A 23,518-nucleotide genomic window follows, 5' to 3' on the forward strand; every position below is an offset into this window, starting at 1 on the left:
CTCATTATGTGTTAACTGTCTCTACCCCAAAAGAAGGATGGCTATGCATTGGCATGTGCACCGGCTATATCAAAAACATCGTTTTCGCCAATTTGATAGACGCCGCGATGTCCCGCGCCGTTCTTTCCATATATTCCGCGGCATGTTCAAACGCGTCTTCTAGAGGCACGGCTCCGGGAACGATGCTGAAAAGCGCATCGATGCCGTGCTGGTAGACGGCATCACTGTCCGGTGATATTGATCCCGCAATGCCGATGACGGGCACATCGTATGATTTAGCCGCCTTGGCTACCCCGATCGGCGTTTTTCCGTGAACCGTTTGGCTGTCAATCCGACCCTCACCGGTAATTACAAGATCTGCATCCTGAACGATATTTTCAAAATCAACCGCTTCAAGAACAATATCAATGCCTCTTTTCAAGTCAGCCTGAAGAAAAGTCAGCAGGCTCCACCCAAGACCGCCCGCTGCACCTGCTCCCTCTCTTTCTCGCAAGGTTGCTCCGAGCGCTTTTTCTGCGATATCAGCGAAATGGCTTAGGTTCTGGTCTAGTACATCCACCATGTCGGACGTCGCGCCTTTTTGCGGCCCGAAAACAGCCGTAGCTCCTTTTGGCCCTGTCAACGGATTATCCACGTCACACGCGACTTCCAGTTTGACATTCTGCAACCTGGGATCAAGCCCGCTGATATCTATTGATGCAAGCTGAGATAGCGCGCCGCCCCCTGGGCCGATCTCGCGTCCTGAGTCATCAAGAAACCTTCCGCCCAATGCCTGGATCATTCCGGCTCCTCCATCGTTCGTGGCGCTCCCCCCGATTCCGATGATCAAGCGCTCCGCTCCCGCATCAAGAGCCGCTCCGATTAATTCTCCCGTTCCTTTTGTTGTAGTGACGAGCGGATTTCGTTTATCAACGGGCACCAGATGCAGTCCCGAAGCAGCAGCCATTTCAATCACAGCTGTTCTCCCATCACCCATCATGCCAAAAAACGCTTTTACCGGTTTCTCCAGCGGTCCTGTCACAACCTGCTCTATGACCCTTCCATTTGTGGCATCAACGAGCGACTGAACCGTTCCCTCGCCGCCGTCCGCCATCGGCAATTTTCTGTAATCAGCACCCGGAAAGACCGATTTGAATCCTCTTTCTATCGCGTCGGCGGCCTCCAGAGCTGATAAACTTTCCTTAAAAGAATCAGGTGCAATGATGATTTTCATCCAAATCGCCTCTTTCAAAACATGATTCATTAACCTATTGATCTCCAATGTACCACACTATCGCTGGAAATAAATTCTATATAATATGGTAAAAATTTAATTAAAAATTAGAAATGAAAGTGTTTGCATAAAAGAAACATTCACGTTATCATACTTGTATACAAGTATACTCCTTGAGTGAGGAAGGTGAGTGTATGCTAGATTCCAAAGACCTGTTGTATCCCGCAAAGTGGCTCTCAAAAGCGTCAACCGGGGTTCGTGTCGCATACGAGCTGAGAATGCGGATCGTTTCAGGCCTGATTGAAAGCGGTACCATTTTATCAGAAAATACGATTGCCGCCGAGTTTTCAGTAAGCCGTTCGCCGGTTCGTGAAGCACTAAAAATACTCGCATCCGAAAAAATCATCCGCTTAGAACGAATGGGAGCGGTCGTAATTGGTTTAACTGAGAAGGAAATCGCGGAAATTTATGATGTGCGTTTACTATTAGAAACATTTGTCTTTGAACGGCTCGTCAAAATAGACATTGAGCCTTTAGTTAAGGATCTCAGCAAAATTCTTGAAATGATGAAAGTTTCAATCAAATATGAAGACGCTGACGAATTTTCATTTCAAGATGTGCTGTTCCATGAAACGATAATCAGAGCCATCGATCATTCATACATTCAAATGATCTGGAACAATCTAAAACCTGTCATGGAAAGCTTTATTCTTTTATCCATGCGGGTACGGTTAAAGGAAAAATATGATGACTTCACAAGGATTTTAGATAACCATGAGCTTTATATTCAAGCCATCAAAACAAAGGATAGGGCGCTGATGATTCAGTCGCTTCACCAAAACTTTGATGATGTGCAAGAAAAGGTAGAAGACCTGTGGCTCTCACAACAAATGCTGGCAAAAGGAGCTGAATACAACAATGACTAGTTATATGTTAGGAATCGATATCGGCACAACAAGCACAAAAGCTGTGCTGTTCAGTGAAAACGGAAATGTGGTACAGAAAGAAAGCATCGGCTACCCGCTCTATACACCGGACATCTCAACAGCTGAACAAAATCCGGAAGAGATTTTTCAGGCCGTCATCCAAACAACAGCGAGAATTACAAAACAGCATCCCGAAAAACAGATCTCTTTCATTTCGTTCAGCAGCGCCATGCACAGCGTCATTGCAATCGACGAAAATGACAAGCCGCTGACGCCATGCATCACATGGGCCGACAACCGAAGCGAAAGCTGGGCTCATAAGATCAAGGATGAATTGAACGGACATGAGGTGTACAAACGGACGGGAACACCGATTCATCCGATGTCGCCGTTAAGTAAAATTGCCTGGATCACGAATGAGCGGAAAGAAATCGCTTCCAAGGCAAAAAAATATATCGGCATCAAAGAGTACATTTTTAGACAGCTGTTCAATGAGTATGTCATCGATTACTCCTTGGCATCAGCGACAGGCATGATGAACCTGAAAAGCTTGGATTGGGACGAAGAGGCACTGCGCATTGCAGGCATCACGCCGGATCACTTATCCAAACTCGTGCCGACAACCGAGATCTTTCAGCATTGCAGCCCGGAAATAGCGATCCAGATGGGAATCGATCCGGAAACGCCTTTTGTCATCGGGGCCAGCGACGGCGTGCTCTCCAACCTCGGCGTCAACGCCATTAAAAAAGGCGAAATCGCCGTCACCATTGGAACAAGCGGCGCCATCCGGACAATTATTGACAAGCCGCAAACCGATGAAAAAGGGAGAATTTTCTGCTACGCCTTGACGGACAAGCATTGGGTGATCGGGGGACCTGTGAACAATGGGGGCATCGTCCTTCGCTGGATCAGAGACGAGTTTGCCTCTTCCGAAATCGAAACAGCGACACGGCTGGGCATTGATCCATATGACGTGCTGACGAAAATTGCCCAACGCGTCAGACCCGGTTCTGACGGTCTGCTGTTCCACCCATATCTCGCCGGAGAACGTGCTCCGTTGTGGAATCCAGATGTACGCGGCTCCTTTTTCGGCCTGACCATGTCGCATAAGAAAGAGCATATGATACGCGCGGCATTAGAGGGCGTCATTTACAACCTGTACACGGTGTTCCTGGCATTAACAGAATGCATGGATGGCCCGGTAACCCGCATCCAAGCAACAGGGGGATTTGCAAGGTCGGAGGTTTGGCGCCAAATGATGTCGGATATCTTCGAATCAGAGGTTGTCGTTCCGGAAAGCTACGAAAGCTCATGTCTCGGCGCCTGCATTTTAGGCCTGTATGCGACAGGAAAAATCGATTCTTTTGACGCCGTGTCCGACATGATCGGCAGCACATACAGACATACGCCGATCGAAGACTCAGCCAAAGAGTACAGAACATTAATGCCGATTTTCATCAATCTATCAAGATCCTTAGAAAATCAATATACGCAAATTGCAAATTATCAGAGGGGCTTAATCACACACAAATAGTACATGACATGAAGGGGAGGGCATTACCATGCCGTTAATCATCGTTGCACTTGGGATCTTAGCATTACTATTTTTGATTATGGGCTTAAAACTAAACACATTTATTTCCCTGCTGGTCGTATCGTTCGGCGTGGCACTGGCACTCGGGATGCCGTTCGATAAAGTTGTCAGCTCCATCGAACAAGGAATAGGGGGGACTCTTGGCCACATCGCGCTCATCTTCGGGCTCGGTGCGATGCTGGGCAAGCTGATCGCGGATTCAGGAGGCGCACAGCGCATTGCGATGACGCTCGTTAACAAATTCGGTGAAAAAAATATTCAATGGGCTGTTGTCATTGCCTCATTCATTATTGGGATTGCGTTATTTTTTGAAGTAGGACTCGTTCTATTAATTCCGATTGTCTTTGCGATTTCAAGAGAATTGAAGATTTCTATTTTATTTCTTGGAATCCCGATGGTCGCGGCACTATCCGTCACGCACGGTTTTCTGCCGCCGCACCCGGGACCAACGGCGATCGCTGGTGAGTATGGCGCAAACATTGGAGAGGTGCTGCTGTACGGCTTTATCGTTGCTGTTCCGACAGTGCTCATCGCAGGACCGTTATTTACAAAGTTCGCGAAAAAAATCGTTCCTGCATCATTTGAGAAAAACGGCAATATTGCATCACTCGGCACACAAAAAACGTTTAACCTTGAAGAAACACCCGGCTTTGGAATCAGTGTCTTTACTGCAATGCTCCCGATTATCATCATGTCGGTCGCGACCATTATCGACCTGCTTCAAGAAACAATCGGGTTTGCAGATAATGGCGTTTTAGCTTTTATCAGATTGATTGGAAACGCGTCGACTGCTATGATTATTTCGTTATTGGTTGCAGTCTATACAATGGGGATCAAACGCAACATTCCAGTCAAAACTGTGATGGACTCTTGTTCAACTGCCATTTCACAAATCGGCATGATGCTTTTAATCATCGGAGGAGGCGGCGCCTTCAAACAAGTGCTGATCAACGGCGGTGTTGGCGATTACGTAGCAGACTTATTCAAAGGAACGGCATTATCGCCAATCATTCTGGCATGGCTTATCGCAGCGATCCTGCGCATTTCTCTAGGTTCAGCCACTGTTGCCGCTCTAAGCACAACGGGTTTGGTCATACCGTTATTGGGGCATTCTGATGTTAACCTGGCATTAGTCGTGCTTGCAACAGGCGCCGGAAGTGTCATCGCTTCACACGTCAATGACGCCGGCTTCTGGATGTTCAAGGAATACTTCGGATTAAGCATGAAAGAAACATTTGCCACATGGACATTGCTGGAAACCATTATTTCCGTTGCTGGACTGGGATTCATTTTATTGTTAAGTTTAGTTGTATGAAATTAAGAAGGAGCTGTAACACATGTTGAATACGATTGGTGTCATAGGCTTAGGCGTAATGGGAAGCAACATCGCCTTAAACATGGCAAATAAAGGTGAAAACGTCGCTGTCTATAATTACACCAGAGATTTAACGGACCAGCTTGTCCAAAAGCTGGATGGACAATCTCTCAGCCCGTATTACGAGCTAGAGGACTTTGTTCAATCGTTAGAGAAACCAAGAAAAATCTTTTTGATGGTCACAGCGGGTAAACCCGTAGATTCCGTCATCCAATCATTAATGCCTTTGCTTGAAGAAGGCGACGTCATCATGGATGGAGGAAACTCCCACTATGAAGACACAGAAAGAAGATATGACGAGCTGAAGGAAAAAGGGATCGGCTACCTGGGAGTCGGCATTTCCGGCGGTGAAGTCGGCGCATTAACAGGGCCTTCCATCATGCCGGGCGGAGATCGCGACGTCTATGAGAAAGCCGCTCCTATCCTGACAAAAATCGCAGCTCAAGTCGGAAACGACCCTTGCTGTGTCTATATCGGACCAAAAGGAGCAGGGCACTTTACAAAAATGGTGCACAACGGCATTGAGTATGCCGACATGCAGCTGATTGCAGAAGCGTATACGTTTTTGAGAGAAACGCTGCGTCTGCCGCTTGATGAAATTGCATCTATTTTTGAAACATGGAATCAAGGTGAGCTGAAAAGCTATTTAATAGAGATTACAGCTGAGATTTTACGCAAAAAAGACGAAAAAACAGGGCAGCCTCTGATCGATGTCATTCTTGATAAAACCGGCCAAAAAGGAACCGGAAAATGGACGAGCATGCAGGCAATTGATAACGGCATCCCGTCCACGATCATCACAGAGTCCTTGTTCGCCCGCTACCTGTCATCCTTAAAAGAAGAACGCGTAGCGGCTCAAGATGTATTAGCAGGCCCGGAAACGGAAGAAAAACATTTTGATAAAGACACGTGGATTGAATACGTCAGACAGGCTCTTTACATGGGGAAAGTATGCGCCTACGCACAAGGCTTTGCCCAATACAAAATGTCATCTGAGCTTTACGGCTGGAACCTGCCGCTCAAAGACATCGCGTTGATTTTCCGCGGCGGCTGCATCATCCGCGCAGATTTCCTAAACGTGATCAGTGAAGCATTCAGCGAGCAGCCAAACCTGTCAAACCTGATGATTGCGCCTTATTTCTCAGATAAGCTCCAGGCTTATCAAACAGGCATGCGAAAAGTCGTTTGTGAGGGCATCAGCACCGGAAGCTCATTCCCATGCTTAACAACAGCGCTCTCTTATTACGACGGCTACCGCGCAGGGCGTTCCAATGCGAACCTCTTGCAGGCGCAGCGCGATTACTTTGGCGCTCATACGTATGAACGGACTGATATGGACGGCGTTTTCCATACAAATTGGTCTGAATAACCTGTATCAAAAACACGGTCAGTTTCAACTGAACCGTGTTTTTTTCATCTATGTTTTCTTCTCAAACAACAGAAGACATAAGTTATGTTTTAAATATCATAAACAGTGATACAATAATAGCTAGAAACAATCCCCAAGACCATCATGTGACAGCAGCTTGCTGTTTTGTTCTATTCTGCTTTTGGTCTTTGTCCTTTGCTCCTTGCCTATGGTGTCATAAAATGTTCAAATGCTTACAACGTCTTGGCATTCTCATTTATAAAAGTCCTTGAAAACCTTGTCTAATTGAGAATCAGCCTCTCATCTGTTATAAAAGAAATGCCTAAATCCTACCTGTCACACCTTTAACAAGATGAAAAAAAGTAGGTTATGGCTTGACAAAAAATATATATTAATTAATAATTCATATATAATTAGAATTATTATTGAAAGCGAATGTGCTTTCTAATACATTTTTAGGAGGAATATACATTATGTCTTTAATCGGTAAAGAAGTACTTCCATTCGAAGCAAAAGCATTCAAAAACGGTGAATTCATCGATGTAACAAACGAATCTTTGAAAGGCCAATGGAGCGTATTCTGCTTCTACCCAGCAGATTTCTCTTTCGTATGCCCAACTGAGCTTGAAGATCTTCAAAACCAATACGCTGCACTTCAAGAATTAGGTGTTGAAGTATACTCTATCTCTACAGATACTCACTTCGTACACAAAGGCTGGCATGACAGCTCTGAAAAAATCGGCAAAATCACTTACGCAATGATCGGTGACCCATCTCAAACGATCTCTCGCAACTTCGATGTTCTTGACGAAGAATCTGGTCTTGCTGACCGCGGAACATTCATCATCGATCCAGATGGCGTTATCCAAACTGTAGAAATCAATGCGGGCGGTATCGGCCGTGACGCAAGCAACCTGATCAGCAAAGTAAAAGCAGCTCAATACGTTCGTCAAAACCCAGGTGAAGTTTGCCCGGCTAAATGGGAAGAAGGCGGCGAAACTCTTACACCTAGCCTTGATCTAGTAGGTAAAATCTAAGGAGTGCATTCAATTGGTACTTGATGCAAATATCAAAGCACAATTAAATCAATATATGCAGCTAATTGAGAATGACATTGTTCTCAAAGTTAGCGCAGGCGAAGATGACACTTCTAAGGACATGCTGGCTCTCGTTGATGAGCTGGCTTCCATGTCATCTAAAATTTCAGTTGAAAAAGCTGAATTAAACAGAACGCCAAGCTTCAGTGTCAATCGTGTCGGAGAAGACACTGGCGTGACTTTCGCCGGTATCCCTCTGGGCCACGAATTTACATCATTAGTGTTGGCGTTGCTCCAAGTGAGCGGCAGACCGCCTAAGGTAGACCAAAAAGTCATTGATCAGGTGAAGAAGATCAGCGGTGAATACCACTTTGAATCTTATATCAGCCTGACATGCCATAACTGTCCTGATGTTGTACAAGCTTTAAACATGATGAGCGTGCTGAACCCGAACATTACGCACACGATGATTGACGGTGCAGCATACAAAGCAGAAGTTGAAAGCAAAAACATTATGGCAGTGCCGACCGTTTACCTGAATGGCGAATCGTTCGGAAGCGGCCGTATGACGCTTGAAGAAATTCTTGCGAAAATGGGCAGCGGCGCAGATGCATCTGAGTTTGCTGACAAAGAGCCGTTTGACGTTCTTGTTGTCGGAGGCGGACCTGCTGGTGCAAGTGCAGCGATCTACACTGCACGTAAAGGCATCCGCACTGGTGTTGTCGCTGAGCGCTTCGGCGGACAGGTTCTTGACACCATGAGCATCGAAAACTTCATCAGCGTCAAAGCGACGGAAGGACCGAAGCTTGCGGCAAGTCTTGAAGAGCATGTGAAGGAATATGATATTGATGTCATGAACCTTCAGCGTGCGAAACGCCTTGAGAAGAAAGATCTGTTCGAACTTGAACTCGAAAACGGCGCTGTCCTAAAAAGTAAAACAGTGATCCTTTCAACAGGTGCACGCTGGCGCAATGTCAACGTACCTGGTGAACAAGAGTTCAAAAACAAAGGTGTCGCATACTGCCCGCACTGTGATGGGCCATTGTTTGAAGGCAAAGACGTAGCGGTGATCGGCGGCGGAAACTCTGGAATCGAAGCAGCGATTGACCTTGCAGGTATTGTCAATCACGTTACCGTGCTAGAGTTCGCGCCAGAACTGAAAGCAGACGAAGTCCTGCAAAAACGTCTCTACAGCCTGCCAAACGTCACTGTCGTGAAAAATGCACAAACAAAAGAAATCACAGGCGATCAAAGCGTTAACGGCATCACATACACAGACCGCGAAACAGGGGAAGAAAAACACGTTGAACTCCAAGGTGTATTCGTCCAAATCGGTCTCGTGCCAAACACAGAATGGTTAGAAGGAACGGTTGAACGCAACCGCATAGGCGAAATCATCGTCGACAAACACGGCGCAACAAGCGTACCAGGCTTATTTGCTGCCGGCGACTGCACAGACAGTGCGTACAACCAAATTATTATTTCTATGGGTTCAGGTGCAACTGCCGCTCTCGGCGCGTTTGATTACCTAATCCGTAACTAATATAAGAAATCCGCTATATTGCCAGATTGGCAGGATAGCGGATTTTTCTTTTTCTACAGAAAAAACCCGAACCAGGCACTACGGTAAATTCGGGCCAGCTTCTTATAGTTCCTCGCCATTTGTTTGAATGACATTTTTGTACCACTCAAAGGAATCTTTCTTATACCGCTTCATGGATCCGTTTCCTTCATTGTCACGATCAACATAGATCATGCCGTAGCGTTTTTTCATTTCGCCAGTTGTGAAGGAGACAATATCAATAATGCCCCACGGCGTGTAGCCGATTAAATCAACACCGTCGTAAGTGACCGCTTTTTCCAATGCTTCAATATGCGATTTTAAATATTGAATGCGTTCCGGATCATGAACTTTGCCGTCCACCCCCAGCGTATCCACTGCGCCAAAGCCATTTTCAACGATGAATAACGGGATTTGGTATCGGTCATAAAAACGATTTAACGTATATCTCAGCCCGGTTGGATCAATCGCCCATCCCCAGTCACTCGAAGTGATGTACGGATTTTCGACACCATTCGGCAAGCCGCCATTTACAATATCGCCAGTGTTATCATTTTTCACATCGCTTTTCACAGTTGTTGACATGTAATAGCTGAAGCCTAAGTAATCGACGGTTCCGTTTCTTAAAATCTCATCATCGCCGTCTTCGAATGTGATGTTGTAGCCTTCGCGTTCAAATTCCTTCAACGCGTAGCTTGGATAATAACCGCGCACCTGCACATCAGGGAAGAAATAGCGCTGCCTCATTTCTTCTTCAGCCAGCATCACATCTTTAGGATTGGAGGAGAAAGGATAAATCGGCACGTGTGATACCATGGCCCCGATCTGGAACTCTGGATTGATGTCTTTTCCTTTTGCCACTGCTAATGCGCTCGCCACTAGTTCGTGGTGCGCCGTTTGATACATGACTTCCTTGGCGTTTTCGTTTTCGCCAACCACAACACCTGAATTCGTCCATAGGAACAACGGATTGTTCACATCCATTTGGTTGTTGATCTCGTTAAATGTCATCCAGTACTTCACTTTCTCTTTGTAACGGGTAAAGCAAGCCTCTGCAAAGTTGACGAAGAAGTCCACGACTTTCCGGTTTCTGAAGCCGCCATATTCTCTTGCCAGGTGCAGCGGCATTTCAAAGTGAGACAGGGTAATGACCGGCTCGATCCCATGCTTCAGCAATTCATCAAACACATCATCATAAAACTGCAAACCCGCTTCGTTCGGTTCAGCCTCATCGCCTTTCGGAAAAATGCGGCTCCAGCCGATGGACGTCCGCAGGCATTTTAATCCCATTTCCGCAAACAAAGCGATATCTTCCTTGTATCTGTGATAGAAATCAATGGCTTCATGGTTTGGATAAAATTCGTTTTCTTCAATCGTGTCCGTGATTTTTCTCGGCACGCCGTGCGCACCCGCTGTCATCACATCGACGACACTCGGCCCTTTACCGCCTTGATTCCATCCGCCTTCAAATTGGTGGGCAGCTAAAGCACCGCCCCATAAAAAATCCTTTGGCATGTTTCCCATGTTTAATTCCTCCTCAGCTTACGACTGTAAATATTTTTTGATGTAATGCACTTTCCTCAATCTCTTCAATCAGAATTTCCTGGTACGCATGTGAATTCGTGATGATGACAGGGGTAATCGTTGTTAACCCTTTTATCAAACTCAACAAGCACTTCGCCTTTTTTGACGGTATCGCCTTCTTTTACCTTCAAGGAAAAAGGCGTGCCGTCTAATGTCACCGTATCCAGCCCGATGTGCGCAAGCAATTCGACGCCAGACGCTGAACGCAGGCCAATCGCATGCTTTGTAGGCGCAACCATGACAACCGTAATAACGCCGGGATGGTGGCATCGATTTTACGATATCGTTCGCTTTAGGGGTAAACCGCTTCAGCACCAATCGAAGTCTGGTAGCGCAGCGAGAAGCTCCAATCACATTCTCTTCCCCGCCTACGGCCTCTAAAATGTCTTTTGCTAGTCTCGTATAATCTCTCACTTTCCCCGACATTTCACCCACCCCTTCGTTTTGGTTGCGCTTTCATTATAATTGTACCGGTATAATATATCAATACCGAAACAAAATATTTACGCACTAACTATCATTGTAAGCGGTTTATGCTATAATTTTGGCAGTGAAACTAAACGAATAAATGAGGAATGCGTATGTTAAAATACCAGCAAATCGCAGCGGAAATTGAAACATATATAGAAGAACACCAGCTTCAGCGGGGAGACAAACTGCCAGTCCTAGAAACCCTCATGGCCCAGTTTGAAGTCAGCAAAAGCACCATCACAAAGTCCCTGGAGCTATTAGAGCAAAAAGGCGCGATCTTTCAGGTCAGAGGAAGCGGCATTTTCGTCAGAAAACATAAACGAAAAGGCTATATCAGCCTTCTGTCGAATCAGGGATTTAAAAAAGATCTCGAGGATTTCAACGTCACCTCAAAAGTCATCGAACTGGACGTGAGAAAGCCAACACCGGAAGCGGCGGAAAACCTGAATATCGAAATAAACGAGGACATCTACTATGTCAAAAGGGTCCGCTACATCAACGGCCAGACCCTTTGCTACGAAGAATCCTATTACAACAAATCGATCGTGACGTATTTAAACAACGAAATCGTCTCCCACTCCATCTTCCATTACATCCGGGAAGGACTGGGGTTGAAGATTGGTTTTTCTGATTTGTTTCTGCACGTGGGCCAGCTTAATGAGGAAGAAGCGGAATATTTGGGATTAGAGGCTGGACTGCCGAAGCTGTATATAGAAAGTATTTTTCACCTGACAAATGGGCAGCCGTTTGATTACTCGAAGATTTCGTATAATTATAAGCAGTCGCAGTTTGTGGTGCAGGCTAATAGTTTTTTGCTGTAGAGCTGCTTCACTATGGAAGGTAGTCGACATGTACAAAATTATCATTCCTGCCATACTAGCCATCTTTGCGCTCTGGATACTCTTACAGATTTCACTAGAGATGAGCATCGTTAAGAATCCAATGAACTACTTTATCGTATTCATTATCTTTTTCCTCTTTGTAAAGATGGTGAAAGAAAAACAATAATAGTTTGCTTTGAACAGGAAACCAGATTTAACATCTGGTTTTTTTGTGTTTCACTTTATTCACTCGTTTCAATTGTCTATAAAAGCAGTTATGCGGTACTATCATATAAAGGTCCAATGATGAAAAACAATGTCATACTTTTACATTCACCTTATCATGCACATGCTCATAAATAGGGGTTTATTCTAAAAAGGGGATGGACGGTTTTGGAAAGCAAGTACCTAGATCTACTCGCGCAAAAATACGATTGTGAAGAAAAAGTGGTAACAGAAATCATTAATTTGAAAGCGATATTGAACCTGCCAAAAGGCACCGAGCATTTTGTCAGTGATTTGCACGGGGAGTATCAGGCATTCCAGCACGTGCTGCGCAATGGTTCAGGACGAGTCAAAGAGAAGATACGCGACATCTTCAGCGGTGTCATTTACGATAGAGAAATCGATGAATTAGCAGCATTGGTCTATTATCCAGAAGACAAACTGAAGTTGATCAAACATGACTTTGATGCGAAAGCAGCATTAAACGAGTGGTATAAAGAAACGATTCATCGAATGATTAAGCTCGTTTCATATTGCTCCTCCAAGTATACCCGTTCCAAATTACGCAAAGCACTGCCTGCCCAGTTTGCTTATATTACGGAGGAACTGCTATACAAAACAGAACAAGCTGGCAACAAGGAGCAATATTACTCCGAAATCATTGATCAGATCATTGAACTTGGCCAAGCCGATAAGCTGATCACCGGCCTTGCTTACAGCGTTCAGCGATTGGTGGTCGACCATCTGCATGTGGTCGGCGATATTTACGACCGCGGACCGCAGCCGGATAGAATTATGGAAGAACTGATCAACTATCATTCTGTCGATATTCAGTGGGGAAATCACGATGTCCTTTGGATCGGCGCCTATTCCGGTTCCAAAGTGTGCCTGGCCAATATTATCCGCATCTGTGCCCGCTACGACAACCTGGATATTATTGAAGACGTGTACGGCATCAACCTGAGACCGTTATTGAACCTGGCCGAAAAATATTATGATGATAATCCAGCGTTCCGTCCAAAAGCAGACGACAACAGGCCAGAGGATGAGATTAAGCAAATCACAAAAATCCATCAAGCGATTGCGATGATCCAATTCAAGCTTGAGAGCCCGATTATCAAGAGACGGCCGAACTTTAATATGGAAGAACGGCTGTTATTAGAGAAAATAGATTATGACAAAAATGAAATCACGCTGAACGGAAAAACATATCAGCTGGAAAACACCTGCTTTGCGACGATAAATCCGGAGCAGCCAGACCAGCTATTAGAAGAAGAAGCAGAGGTCATAGACAAGCTGCTGTTCTCTGTCCAGCATTCCGAAAAGCTGGGCCGCCATATGAATTTTATGATGAAAAAAGGCAGCCTTTATTTAAAATATAACGGCAACCTGTTAATTCATGGCTGTATTCCAGTTGATGAAAACGGCAATATGGAAACGATGATGATTGAGGATAAAGCCTATGCGGGCCGTGAGCTGCTCGATGTATTTGAACGATTCTTACGGGAAGCCTTTGCCCACCCGGAAGAAACCGATGACCTGGCGACAGATATGGCTTGGTATTTATGGACAGGCGAGTATTCCTCCCTTTTCGGAAAACGCGCCATGACCACATTTGAGCGCTATTTCATTAAAGAGAAGGAAACGCATAAAGAAAAGAAAAACCCGTATTATTATTTACGAGAAGACGAGGAAACCTGCCGAAACATCCTGGCAGAATTCGGCCTCAATCCAGATCATGGCCATATCATCAACGGCCATACACCCGTAAAAGAAATCGAAGGAGAAGACCCAATCAAAGCAAACGGAAAAATGATCGTCATCGACGGCGGCTTCTCCAAAGCCTACCAATCCACAACAGGCATCGCCGGCTACACGCTGCTCTACAACTCCTACGGCATGCAGCTCGTCGCCCATAAACACTTCAACTCCAAGGCAGAAGTCCTAAGCACCGGAACCGACGTCTTGACGGTGAAACGATTAGTGGACAAAGAGCTTGAGCGGAAGAAAGTGAAGGAAACGAATGTGGGTGAGGAATTGTTGCAGGAAGTTGCGATTTTGGAGAGTTTGCGGGAGTATCGGTATATGAAGTGAGGGATATTTAGGGTTCAGAGATGATTTTTCTCTGGGCTCTTTTTTGCGTTTTCCAGATCTATTTAGTGCGACACCTTCTTAAAAATAAACCATTTCCAATAAATGTATATAAATATGAACTAAAGAAGAATGGAGGCAATGGATGGTATCCAAAACAAGGAATATCTTGATGGATTCGTTTATTTATAGAATAAGTAAAAAGAGAAGCGGTTTTTATCCGCCTCTTACAATCCGAAGTATTCTCTTCTAATTCGTTCAGATGTATGTTGCCCTACCTCATCAAAAATATCGAGTAGTTCTGTATATGTATTTAAATCATTTCCAATCTGATTCCAAAAAGAGGAGTCAACAAGTACAAAGTTAGTATCATCCATATCAAAAAATTTTGCAGGTATTTTATGTTTTTGTTTTATTTTAGCTTTATTTACAAACACCATTATGTTGTGGGATATTCACTTATTAGTACTCCTACTGCAATTTTCCATATCATGTTTTTATCTCCAAAATAATATTTTTTATTATAAAAAGCTTACGAATAGAGAGGGGCCATTAAGGCTAAGGAGCGTATTTATAAACTCGTTTTTATTATTGAACTTCATAGAATCATTATAACTGATTATTTACATCTACATCGTAAATCAATGATTCTCTTAGAAACCACTTTAGAATTTCGTACATTTTATTCCAGTTGATATCAATCTCGTATTGTTCAAGAAATCGTGGTATATTACCAATCAACAAATTCCAATTACCAATGTATTCTCTATCTGATACTCTAGCAAACATTGCATTATGTATTATCTTTAAGTGGGACATTCTGATTTCATCCAAGTTATAAAGAGAATATAAATCTACAAACGGTAAACAGGAATGCCACCCATCAGAGTATCTTGATACTTCAAGATATCCGATTTGGTTTTCATGTATATACTCTATGTCTGCTTCATGAATACATCCATGTTTAAATGGGATATAGCTGTCTTCTTCTTTTACTTGCTTTAGTATTTCTATTCCTTTTTCAGTAATCATTTCCTCAATTTCTTCATCATCAATCAGCCCGAATATTTTGTAACCATAGTAATCTATAGCGTCAAGAACACGATTAAAGTACTTACTTCGCAATGGATTTAGTATATCTCTGTATTCAATGGTTTTTCCATAATTATGATATGAAAGCATTTTATATATTCTTTGATCAACGTGCTTAACATCAAGGCAATTTATTTTCTCGGGTGTTAAATCGAATATATCTACCGGAAAATCACTATCATTAAATGCACCAATTTGACCTAATTTATTTATAAGTGAATCATCTTTCAGATTTATATAGCTTCCAAGTAGATGCCTAATCCCTTTTTCACTTTGATTCATTACTTTTCTTAGTATTTCAATCGACTTTAAATCTTCTAAAAAACCAAATTTCTCAAACACTGTTAATGCACTATCTAGAGTATAAACACTGTAATCTTTTCGATTGTAATACATTGCCCACACTCGATTAACTGAATAAATATCAATCTGTCTCTTTTCATGATTGGCTAACCTTATAAAGGATTGTGCATACTCTACTGTTTCAAAAGATCCATTTGGAGCACTATTCCTTATAATGTCGCTCAAAGATTTACCATAAAAGAAATTCTTTTCTCCTAATTCACCTATCTCATTGAGTTGGTATTTAACAGATGATAGTATCCTAGCTGACCATCTACCTCTAATACCATTCTCTTCGACAATTTTCCTTAATCGATATGTTGCTATGTTTTCATCGTTATTCAAGAATTCATCTAGTATTTTATAATAGATATCCTCTTTATCTTGGTGAACCCAGACTTTTACCATATGTCTTATTAAGATATCTTGTTTACCAAATTCGAATATATCATTTTCTTGTAACTTTTCTAATGTTTCTTTGTAGTTCGGCTTTTCTTTCCGTTTTTCAAAGTAACAATGTTCATCATTCAATTTCTCATATAGTTCATTTATTTGATTTGGATCATACATTCTATCTGCTAAATACCTTTTATATGATGCTTCGTCCTTCAACTTTAAAAGGATAAAAATATTCCATAAAACACCAGTACTAAATATCTCTTCCTCTATAGTTAAATGATCATTCATATATATAAGAATTTGATACACTAAACCATCATATCCAATTAAGTCATTACGATTAGCCATTTGATAAACCAAAGCAAATGAATAATAATGATATAGATCTAGTACTCCTTCTCGTTGCTCTAATAACTTCTGTAGCTGGTTGTAAAATGAGGTTATTGAATTATAATCTAAAGTTCTTTCAAGTAGAGCTGAAAAATTATCAACCTCGCTATACATCCATAATAGTTCATTATAGAAATCTTCACTAAGTTCAAATGAAGACAATCTTGACATGAAATTAATATCTCCATTCAATAAACTACTCTGTACAAACTGATTCACTCTGCCTTTTAATTCTGGATAACTTTCTAGTTGATACCTCAAGTATGTATTAAAACTATCATGAATTAAAGAAATCCTATTCATTGTCCTTTTAAACAAGTATGGATGTACTTCAATAAAGTCCATGACTGCGTCTACCACGAAAGATTCGTTAAGAATAGTTCTAAGCTCGGATTCTGTGAAGAAACTATTGTTTGTTGCAAAAATAGATAATAATGACTTTGGATTAGCTTTTTCAAGCAAAATACTATAATATTGATTTAAGTTTTCAATCTCAAGCCCAATATTAATCTCTTTATGCATTATATAATGTTCAGCAATAAAATAAGTGATTATCGGATAACCATCGGTAACTTCGTAGATTTCCTTAACAACTCTGTATTCATAGATGTTGTAAGCCATAGCCAAATATAATGCAGTTTCGTCAAAACTCCAATTTATCAATTCCATAGGTTGCCAACTAACTTTAGCTAAAAGTGGTCTTGATAAAACAACCAAACGAGCTTCTTTCAATGAATTAATAAAATCTATGTATAGTTGAAGCTCTTTCGGATTATAATTTTCAACATGATCTAGACCATCAATAATCAATATTTTTTCTTGTCTAATAATTTCTTGAATCAGTTCTTCGATGGTGTAACTCCTTGGAGAATTGAAAATTCCTAGTGCCACATCATTTAAAAACGTATCAAATTGCAACCGTTTCATAAGTCGTTCATCTTGAGATCCAGTCCAAAACCTATACACTATTGCATCATTATATTTTTGAATCAACTCTTCGACATAATGGCTTTTGCCTACACCTGGCTTACCATATATCCATAAAATACCTTTCTCCACGCTTTCTAATGGTTCTCGAATTAAGATTGTTCTGTCATTTAAGTCTAAAGACATTCTTATCATTTTTGGTAGTTCCTCTTCATTTATCACAAAGTTTGAGGAAGTTATCAAAGAAAATGCGAACTGAATTATCTGAATTTCTCTACTTTCAGTACTAAACATCTCATCAAGTAAATCTTGTACATCAAATGGAGTTAGTGGTATTATCACAATTCCGTTTACTTTTTTTGCTGGAAAACCCATGAACTCTGAATCTGTATCAATCTGATCAGTATTAATTATTACAATATTATTCTCATCTTGATTGTAGTCATTAGAGTTTCCTTTGATTCGAACACTGTCTTTGGTAATAACAATGTCATCCAATGTAGTACTAGGGTAATTTTTTACTTGAATTCTATAATTCTCATCAGCCTCTATATATAAATCATCAAAGTTTCCACTAATAATCGTTTCCGATTCAATTTTTTTGATTTTCCTTTCAACATCCATCTTTGCTACAAACAGCGTAAATATGTAGTGTTGAAATGTGTAACCTTTAAGTGCATTTCGTGCAACTTGCCCCATAACTTCCCTCCTCTATTCATCAATACTTTATTAAATCTTTTAGTTTCTCTATATGCTATCACTTACTAAAGCGTAAATCTTACGCCTCAAAAACCTCATTTACTTATGGTACGGCTCACCACGATTAATCCGAAAAGCCCGATAAATCTGCTCGACTAGTATGAGTCGCATCAACTGATGAGGAAATGTCATCTTTGAAAACGACAGCTTCTCGTTTGCTCGCTTCATCACTGCGTCACTCAATCCGAGTGATCCGCCGATGACGAAGGTGACTTTGCTTTTTCCATATGTAGCCAGCTTATCTATTGTATCGGCTAGTTCTTCGGATGTTTTCATTTTTCCTTCGATGGCGAGGGCGATGACGTGGGCGTCGGGGCTGATTTTGGATAGGATGCGGTCGCCTTCTTTGTCTTTTATGATTTTCATGTCCTGGTCGCTTAGGTTTTCCGGCGCTTTTTCGTCCGGGAGTTCGATGATGTCAATTTTTGCGTAGGCCGAAAGTCGTTTGGTGTATTCTTCAATGCCTTGCTTGAGGTATTTTTCTTTTAGTTTTCCGATTGTCACAATATTGATATTCACAGGTCATCCCCACTTTAAAAACAAGTTATTCATATATGTTGTCCACAATTGTGGATATCTTTTCTGTATTTTGTGTAAGATCATTCGTTCCCCACTATATATACTGCGGGGTCTCCACATAATTCACAGGCTGTGGATAAACTGTTAGTATGTTCGATTTTTCTGATTTCGGGCGGCAGCTCGTGGTCGTCTATGTACATATCCAGCACGGTTTCGATGTGTTCTTCACAGGAATAATAGGTTTGTTTCATGTTCTAATCCTCCGATGGTTTCTTGCGTTTTTGCAAATATTCTCTTCCCAATATAACCTATTTATTCACATGTTAGTAGTGCTTCGGGCTGAGTTTTATCCACAATTCGACAAACAAGCTGTTGATGACTCTATTTCGCCCGTATGTTAGTTTGGATGTAACCGATGTGTGGGGAGTCTGCTTTTGCAGCTCAAATGGGTTTGGCTTTTTGTGATCATGTTGCTGCTTGCTGGGTGTCAGCCGTCTTATTGGGTGTTGGAGAAGGATCGAATCGGTGAAAGCAGTCCAGACTTAGAAATATACGCTAATTATCTCCAAATGCATGATGACGTGAAAGGATATCAAGTCTTCACCATTTTAGAAGGGAGAAAAATGGTTATTGTGTCTCTCGGAAGCAGCGAGAAAGATAAGAAGCTTGAAGTGTCAGACGTCAAATTCTCACCTAAAGAAACGATTGTAACTGTGAAACGCAAACCTGCTCCTAAGGCAAATGAGAAAAACCCTTATATTTTGATTGGACTGGACAAAATCGAAGGGGAATTCATCGTACAGGATGAAACGGGAAGTAGATTTGAAGAAACAGATTACCAGCAATAAAGCCGGCGTTCTGAGAACGTCCGGCTTTTTCTTTTACTTCAATGTTCCATGCGGATCGATGACGAATTTTTTGGCTGCGCCTTTGTCGAAGTCGCTGTAGCCTTTTGGCGCGTCGTCCAAAGAAATGACAGTGGCGTTGACGGCCTTTGCGATTTGCGCTCTGCCGCTCAGGATCGCTTTCATCAAATTGCGGTTGTATGTCATGGCGGGTGTTTGTCCGGTGACGAAGGTATGGGCTTTAGCCCAGCCAAGTCCGAAGCGGATTTTTAGTGAGCCTGTTTTGGCGTCCGCATCCTTTGCACCAGGATCCTCGGTCACGTATAAGCCTGGAATGCCAAGGCTGCCTCCGACCTGGGTGACGTCCATGATTGAGTTCAGCACGGCGGCTGGTGCTTCTCCTTGATTGCCGTGTCCAGATGCTTCAAAGCCGACACAGTCCACTGCGGCATCAACGGTTGGTTCACCTAATATTTGTTCAATTTGCTCGCCGAGGCGGTCGTGTTTTTGCACGTTGACCGTTTCACAGCCGAAGCTTCTCGCCTGTGCCAGTCTGTCTTCGTTCAGATCGCCGACAATCACGGTGGAGGCGCCTAGGAGCTGAGCGGAGTGTGCAGCAGCCAAGCCGACAGGCCCCGCTCCCGCGATGTAAACGGTTGAACCTGTTTGCACGCCCGCTGTGTAAGCTCCATGGAAGCCGGTCGGGAAAATGTCGGACAGCATCGTCAAATCGAGAATCTTTTCTAGCGCCTGTTCTTTATCAGGGAATACCAAAAGCTGAAAATCGGCGTACGGCACCATGACGTATTCAGACTGGCCGCCGACCCAGCCGCCCATATCGACGTAGCCGTAAGCCGAGCCCGGCCGGTCAGGATTGACATTCAGGCACACGTGCGTTTTCTGCGTTTTGCACATCACACAGCGCCCGCAGGCAATATTGAAAGGAACGGATACGATATCGCCTTTTTTGATAAATTCAACGTCCCGCCCCGTATCAATAACTTCTCCAGTAATTTCATGCCCGAGCACCAACCCTTCAGGCGCTGTTGTGCGGCCTCTGACCATATGCTGGTCGCTTCCGCAAATGTTGGTTGTAATGACTTTGAGAATGACCCCATGCTCACATTTTCGATTCACATTTGCCTTCGGGACGCCGGGCCCGTCCCTTAAGATTAACTCCGGATAACCGATATCCTCCACCGCCACGTTTCCTTTGCCTTTGTACACAACCGCTTTGTTTCCTGTCAACGCCATTCCTCCCATTCATGTGTTTGGACTCTTGGTCCTAGAACATGACTTCGGTTCGGCATGACCCTTTCCCTTTTTCACGACTGTTTTTTCTGTATTCTTATAACGATAAAGATGCCAAGAAAGCAGCCGATAATAGTTCCTGCGATGTCTAACCAGTCGACTTTACGTCCATTTAACAGGAATACAGTAATAGTCGAAACCAGGCTGATCATAACTGCCAGAAGAATAACCCGTTTGGTTCGCATGTAATTTCTCCTTTATCCATCATTGGATTGATATACCTTTTTACAACAATTCACAAATTTAACACAAAACTAATTTTAAATAGATAGGAATTTCATAAAAATCGTTGAATTTTTTATTTGATTTCAAAAAAATGGGAGGGAAAAAGATGTTTAAAAAAATTGTGATTGGAACTTTGGCTTTGGGAATTTCACTTGGTGTTGGGGGCACTTTTTCTAGTCCGGCTTCTGCGGCTGAATTCTCTGTACAGGACGTCAAAGCACAGGCCACCAAATATATCTCCAATTATAAAGTAACTTACTGGGGCTACTCTGATGTTGATGATATTCCCAAGTATTACAATTACTCACTAGACGGCTACACAGGAACATTAAAACTCTCTCATCTTGAACCTCGCTATGATGGGGGCTGGACAGCTTTCTATTATGGATATGTATCAAATTAAGCAACAGAAAAAGAGACTTCCTGCAAGTCTCTTTTTCGTATTTCCTGAGAAATAATGTGACAATAATAGTCGCTCAAAACCCCTTCATCACCTCAACATCATACAGCTTCAAATGACTCTTCGGCGTCACAATGTCCTTTACCTTCCCAATCTCTTTTTCCTTCAATTTCTTTCCGGTTTTCAGACTGTACTGTTCAATGTAGGCAGGCTTGTTATACGTGTATGTGAAGAAGTAGAGGCTGCTGCCTTTTTGGGTGATTTCTTTGAAATCGGCTTTCATTTTGTCTCGGGAAAGAGTGAAGGCGATGGTTGTTTTTCCTGTTTTGGCATCGATTTTGCGCACTTTTCCGAAGCCGTCAATGAAGTACAGGTTCCCGTCATAAGAGAAGAAGCTTTTTTTGAAGCTAAAGGGCATGGAGCTGTATATCGTTTGTTCGTCGTTTTTGTATTCGGCGATGTCGTGCAGCTCTACTTTGCCGCTTTTTTTGTTGATCTTGACCATTTGATAGAGATTGCGCGCCTTCTGGCCGCGAATCATGACATACACAGCTTGGTCGTCCACGGCAAGCTGGGATTCGACTGAGGCTCCTTCCCTGTACTGCCATTCAGTTATCTTGTGGTAGGTGAGCTTCTTCTGATCCGCTTGAATCTGAAGGAGCTCATAGCCTTTTTCGTCAGCTGTCGGGACAAGTGCGAAAATCGCACCGTTATGAAAACCGGAGGCCCGAATGTAGGATGGGATGACGTCTTTTTTCCACTCTCCGTCCATTTGGCGGTACAGCTCTGAGCGGTATCCGTCTCTCTTTTTGTCGTAGCCGGAGTTGTATAAGGTATAAAAACCGTCCGTGTTTTGCAGAAAGCCCGCGCTGTCTCCGGTGTGCTGATAGGCTCTTTTATGAGAACTCAGTCCGTTTTTGATCGTGTAAATCGTGTTTTTGTCCTCCAGCATCACACTGTCGCCGTGAACCTTGGCTGAGCCCAGCTCAAGACCCTTCATCTTAAAGGAAGACAGCGACCCGTCCTGGCTGATAAACAGGGCGTAGCTTTTCCCGCCGCCAAATGCGTCTTGATCCGCAGAGGATGAGAAATACAGCAGGATTTCTTTGTCATCCAGAAAACCGGGATCTCTGAGATCCTGCTGATTCACGGCTTTATGGCTTTTGAGAGGGGAAACGAAGACAAATAGTGCGATTCCTGCGAGAACAAGCATGGCAATGGTGATCATCCACTTTTTCATATCCCTCTCCTTATCTGATGGTCATAATGGTTGCTGTATAGGATGAACTGGTGATGTCGCGCGGATACACCCCTAAACCTCCGTTGCTGTCTATATCAATGCCAGCTTTCAGCAAAAAGGCGGACCATAGGAGCTTTGAACAGTTTTTGGCGCCGTCATGGCCGGTGCTTCTGTTATTGACGAAGTTAAATGAGTATGGGTCGCCGACTTTTGATACCGCCCAGTCGGCGGCAGCTGTTTTTTGAGATGAGGTAACGCTGACGGTCTGTACAATGGAGTTGTCTTCCACGTCTCTGGCATTGTAAGCGATCTGCCTGACACCGTCGCCCGGGACAGATTCAACAATTTTGTCTGCGGCGGAATACATGCCGACGTGGCCATGATTATAGTAGGCTGTGTAGGAGTTCGTGTAATAGATATTGCCTTTCGCGCTTGTCGGAAGTTTTTTCGTGCCGGACGAGCCGCCCATGATAGACATGCCGCTTTCCTTCGCGAGCTTGTCACCTTCTGCTTTGTCAGCTGTGATTTCCTTATAGAACTGTTTTAGGATAACGTCTTGCTTTACATGCTGCTGTTTGGCAATCTGGCTGGCCGATTTCATAATTTCCTCCGGTGTCGTGCCTGGCTGCAGTGCGGCGATTTCTTCTGCATAGTTTGTGGTCTTTACGGCTTTCGCTGGAGAAACAAACAGGCCGCCGCATATTGTAAGCGCTACAATAAATATTGATACCCTTTTCTTCATTCTCATTACATCTCCTCTTTTCATTTAAATGTAGGAAAATATACTTCCCTTCTCTATTAT

The 23,518-nt window shown here is 43.1% G+C and carries 21 protein-coding genes and 2 pseudogenes; 11 read left to right on the top strand and 12 right to left on the bottom strand.

From position 1 onward, the window contains the following. Window positions 1-64 precede the first annotated feature (64 nt). Window positions 65-1,213, bottom strand: a complete 1,149-nt coding sequence (locus CDO84_RS19690) for a glycerate kinase (RefSeq protein WP_040082481.1) — start codon at window positions 1,211-1,213, stop codon at window positions 65-67. A gap of 194 nt (window positions 1,214-1,407) precedes the next feature. On the opposite strand from CDO84_RS19690, the gene gntR reads away from it, so the two are divergent. The 6 genes from gntR to ahpF all read left to right on the top strand — a co-directional run bounded on the left by gntR (window position 1,408) and on the right by ahpF (window position 9,057). Further along, on the top strand, window positions 1,408-2,139 hold the full coding sequence (gene gntR / locus CDO84_RS19695; protein WP_014666057.1) for a gluconate operon transcriptional repressor GntR: 732 nt from the start codon (window positions 1,408-1,410) through the stop codon (window positions 2,137-2,139). Continuing rightward, entirely contained in the window at window positions 2,132-3,673 is a 1,542-nt protein-coding gene (gntK, locus tag CDO84_RS19700) for a gluconokinase (RefSeq protein WP_040081211.1), read from the top strand. The genes gntR and gntK overlap by 8 nt, the downstream gene beginning before the upstream one ends. Before the next feature lie 28 nt (window positions 3,674-3,701). Then, entirely contained in the window at window positions 3,702-5,048 is a 1,347-nt protein-coding gene (gene gntP / locus CDO84_RS19705) for a gluconate permease GntP (protein ID WP_014666059.1), read from the top strand. A 22-nt stretch (window positions 5,049-5,070) separates the two neighbouring features. Next, on the top strand, window positions 5,071-6,477 hold the full coding sequence (gene gnd, locus CDO84_RS19710) for a decarboxylating NADP(+)-dependent phosphogluconate dehydrogenase (protein ID WP_040081209.1): 1,407 nt from the start codon (window positions 5,071-5,073) through the stop codon (window positions 6,475-6,477). Window positions 6,478-6,950: 473 nt separating this feature from the next. Continuing rightward, complete coding sequence (gene ahpC / locus CDO84_RS19715; protein WP_014666061.1) at window positions 6,951-7,514, top strand: alkyl hydroperoxide reductase subunit C; 564 nt, start codon at window positions 6,951-6,953, stop codon at window positions 7,512-7,514. 13 nt (window positions 7,515-7,527) lie between these two features. Beyond that, the gene (gene ahpF / locus CDO84_RS19720) at window positions 7,528-9,057 is read left to right on the top strand and encodes an alkyl hydroperoxide reductase subunit F (RefSeq protein WP_014666062.1); all 1,530 of its coding nucleotides are present in this window, start codon (window positions 7,528-7,530) and stop codon (window positions 9,055-9,057) included. Window positions 9,058-9,159: 102 nt separating this feature from the next. Here ahpF and bglA read toward each other — a convergent pair whose 3' ends face one another. The 3 genes and pseudogenes from bglA to CDO84_RS21800 all read right to left on the bottom strand — a co-directional run. Continuing rightward, the gene (gene bglA / locus CDO84_RS19725) at window positions 9,160-10,599 is read right to left on the bottom strand and encodes a 6-phospho-beta-glucosidase BglA (protein ID WP_040081206.1); all 1,440 of its coding nucleotides are present in this window, start codon (window positions 10,597-10,599) and stop codon (window positions 9,160-9,162) included. A gap of 13 nt (window positions 10,600-10,612) precedes the next feature. Continuing rightward, window positions 10,613-10,913: pseudogene (locus CDO84_RS19730) on the bottom strand (PTS sugar transporter subunit IIA); the annotation flags it as partial. A gap of 91 nt (window positions 10,914-11,004) precedes the next feature. Then, window positions 11,005-11,085 (bottom strand): annotated as a pseudogene (locus tag CDO84_RS21800) (PTS sugar transporter subunit IIA); the annotation flags it as partial. A 155-nt stretch (window positions 11,086-11,240) separates the two neighbouring features. On the opposite strand from CDO84_RS21800, the gene CDO84_RS19740 reads away from it, so the two are divergent. The 3 genes from CDO84_RS19740 (at window position 11,241) to fbp (ending at window position 14,270) form a co-directional block, all read left to right on the top strand. Further along, entirely contained in the window at window positions 11,241-11,951 is a 711-nt protein-coding gene (locus CDO84_RS19740; protein ID WP_040081205.1) for a GntR family transcriptional regulator, read from the top strand. Between the two features lie 28 nt (window positions 11,952-11,979). Further along, window positions 11,980-12,138, top strand: a complete 159-nt coding sequence (locus tag CDO84_RS19745) for a hypothetical protein (RefSeq protein WP_009968424.1) — start codon at window positions 11,980-11,982, stop codon at window positions 12,136-12,138. Between the two features lie 206 nt (window positions 12,139-12,344). Beyond that, entirely contained in the window at window positions 12,345-14,270 is a 1,926-nt protein-coding gene (gene fbp, locus CDO84_RS19750) for a fructose-1,6-bisphosphatase (protein ID WP_040081203.1), read from the top strand. Window positions 14,271-14,494: 224 nt separating this feature from the next. Here fbp and CDO84_RS19755 read toward each other — a convergent pair whose 3' ends face one another. The 4 genes from CDO84_RS19755 to CDO84_RS19770 form a co-directional block, all read right to left on the bottom strand. Beyond that, the gene (locus CDO84_RS19755; protein ID WP_040081201.1) at window positions 14,495-14,707 is read right to left on the bottom strand and encodes a TdeIII family type II restriction endonuclease; all 213 of its coding nucleotides are present in this window, start codon (window positions 14,705-14,707) and stop codon (window positions 14,495-14,497) included. 169 nt (window positions 14,708-14,876) lie between these two features. Next, window positions 14,877-18,116, bottom strand: coding sequence for a hypothetical protein (locus CDO84_RS19760; RefSeq protein ID WP_040081199.1), 3,240 nt, complete (start codon window positions 18,114-18,116; stop codon window positions 14,877-14,879). 99 nt (window positions 18,117-18,215) lie between these two features. Then, complete coding sequence (rlmH, locus tag CDO84_RS19765; protein WP_040081198.1) at window positions 18,216-18,695, bottom strand: 23S rRNA (pseudouridine(1915)-N(3))-methyltransferase RlmH; 480 nt, start codon at window positions 18,693-18,695, stop codon at window positions 18,216-18,218. A gap of 80 nt (window positions 18,696-18,775) precedes the next feature. Further along, the gene (locus CDO84_RS19770) at window positions 18,776-18,946 is read right to left on the bottom strand and encodes a CxxH/CxxC protein (protein WP_003236479.1); all 171 of its coding nucleotides are present in this window, start codon (window positions 18,944-18,946) and stop codon (window positions 18,776-18,778) included. A 183-nt stretch (window positions 18,947-19,129) separates the two neighbouring features. Here CDO84_RS19770 and CDO84_RS19775 point away from each other — a divergent pair, with 183 nt between their 5' ends. Further along, on the top strand, window positions 19,130-19,543 hold the full coding sequence (locus CDO84_RS19775) for a hypothetical protein (protein WP_040081197.1): 414 nt from the start codon (window positions 19,130-19,132) through the stop codon (window positions 19,541-19,543). Window positions 19,544-19,576: 33 nt separating this feature from the next. Here the strand turns inward: CDO84_RS19775 and fdhA are convergent, their stop codons facing one another. Then, on the bottom strand, window positions 19,577-20,803 hold the full coding sequence (gene fdhA, locus CDO84_RS19780) for a formaldehyde dehydrogenase, glutathione-independent (protein ID WP_082032933.1): 1,227 nt from the start codon (window positions 20,801-20,803) through the stop codon (window positions 19,577-19,579). A gap of 62 nt (window positions 20,804-20,865) precedes the next feature. Then, window positions 20,866-21,036 (bottom strand): hypothetical protein, encoded by a 171-nt coding sequence (locus CDO84_RS19785; protein ID WP_040081193.1) that lies wholly within the window; start codon window positions 21,034-21,036, stop codon window positions 20,866-20,868. Between the two features lie 146 nt (window positions 21,037-21,182). Here CDO84_RS19785 and CDO84_RS19790 point away from each other — a divergent pair, with 146 nt between their 5' ends. Next, window positions 21,183-21,479, top strand: coding sequence for a hypothetical protein (locus CDO84_RS19790; protein ID WP_040081191.1), 297 nt, complete (start codon window positions 21,183-21,185; stop codon window positions 21,477-21,479). A gap of 73 nt (window positions 21,480-21,552) precedes the next feature. Here the strand turns inward: CDO84_RS19790 and CDO84_RS19795 are convergent, their stop codons facing one another. Both CDO84_RS19795 and CDO84_RS19800 read right to left on the bottom strand, forming a co-directional pair. Continuing rightward, complete coding sequence (locus CDO84_RS19795; protein ID WP_040081190.1) at window positions 21,553-22,716, bottom strand: hypothetical protein; 1,164 nt, start codon at window positions 22,714-22,716, stop codon at window positions 21,553-21,555. 10 nt (window positions 22,717-22,726) lie between these two features. Further along, the gene (locus CDO84_RS19800; RefSeq protein WP_040081188.1) at window positions 22,727-23,464 is read right to left on the bottom strand and encodes a YiiX/YebB-like N1pC/P60 family cysteine hydrolase; all 738 of its coding nucleotides are present in this window, start codon (window positions 23,462-23,464) and stop codon (window positions 22,727-22,729) included. Between the last annotated feature and the right edge of the window lie 54 nt (window positions 23,465-23,518).

This window comes from Bacillus sp. MD-5 (genome assembly GCF_002201875.1).
GTDB lineage: Bacteria > Bacillota > Bacilli > Bacillales > Bacillaceae > Bacillus > Bacillus stercoris.

What these genes read in the sequence shown, in the direction of transcription:
- gntP (WP_014666059.1), top strand. Translation starts at nt 3,702, where the DNA reads ATGCCGTTAATCATCGTTGCACTTGGGATCTTAGCATTACTATTTTTG.
- CDO84_RS19690 (WP_040082481.1), bottom strand. Translation starts at nt 1,213, where the DNA reads ATGAAAATCATCATTGCACCTGATTCTTTTAAGGAAAGTTTATCAGCT.
- gnd (WP_040081209.1), top strand. Translation starts at nt 5,071, where the DNA reads ATGTTGAATACGATTGGTGTCATAGGCTTAGGCGTAATGGGAAGCAAC.
- fdhA (WP_082032933.1), bottom strand. Translation starts at nt 20,803, where the DNA reads ATGGGAGGAATGGCGTTGACAGGAAACAAAGCGGTTGTGTACAAAGGC.
- gntR (WP_014666057.1), top strand. Translation starts at nt 1,408, where the DNA reads ATGCTAGATTCCAAAGACCTGTTGTATCCCGCAAAGTGGCTCTCAAAA.
- CDO84_RS19800 (WP_040081188.1), bottom strand. Translation starts at nt 23,464, where the DNA reads ATGAGAATGAAGAAAAGGGTATCAATATTTATTGTAGCGCTTACAATA.
- gntK (WP_040081211.1), top strand. Translation starts at nt 2,132, where the DNA reads ATGACTAGTTATATGTTAGGAATCGATATCGGCACAACAAGCACAAAA.
- bglA (WP_040081206.1), bottom strand. Translation starts at nt 10,599, where the DNA reads ATGGGAAACATGCCAAAGGATTTTTTATGGGGCGGTGCTTTAGCTGCC.
- CDO84_RS19795 (WP_040081190.1), bottom strand. Translation starts at nt 22,716, where the DNA reads ATGAAAAAGTGGATGATCACCATTGCCATGCTTGTTCTCGCAGGAATC.
- CDO84_RS19770 (WP_003236479.1), bottom strand. Translation starts at nt 18,946, where the DNA reads ATGAAACAAACCTATTATTCCTGTGAAGAACACATCGAAACCGTGCTG.
- CDO84_RS19760 (WP_040081199.1), bottom strand. Translation starts at nt 18,116, where the DNA reads ATGGGGCAAGTTGCACGAAATGCACTTAAAGGTTACACATTTCAACAC.
- CDO84_RS19790 (WP_040081191.1), top strand. Translation starts at nt 21,183, where the DNA reads ATGTTTAAAAAAATTGTGATTGGAACTTTGGCTTTGGGAATTTCACTT.
- CDO84_RS19785 (WP_040081193.1), bottom strand. Translation starts at nt 21,036, where the DNA reads ATGCGAACCAAACGGGTTATTCTTCTGGCAGTTATGATCAGCCTGGTT.
- CDO84_RS19745 (WP_009968424.1), top strand. Translation starts at nt 11,980, where the DNA reads ATGTACAAAATTATCATTCCTGCCATACTAGCCATCTTTGCGCTCTGG.
- CDO84_RS19740 (WP_040081205.1), top strand. Translation starts at nt 11,241, where the DNA reads ATGTTAAAATACCAGCAAATCGCAGCGGAAATTGAAACATATATAGAA.
- CDO84_RS19755 (WP_040081201.1), bottom strand. Translation starts at nt 14,707, where the DNA reads ATGGTGTTTGTAAATAAAGCTAAAATAAAACAAAAACATAAAATACCT.
- ahpC (WP_014666061.1), top strand. Translation starts at nt 6,951, where the DNA reads ATGTCTTTAATCGGTAAAGAAGTACTTCCATTCGAAGCAAAAGCATTC.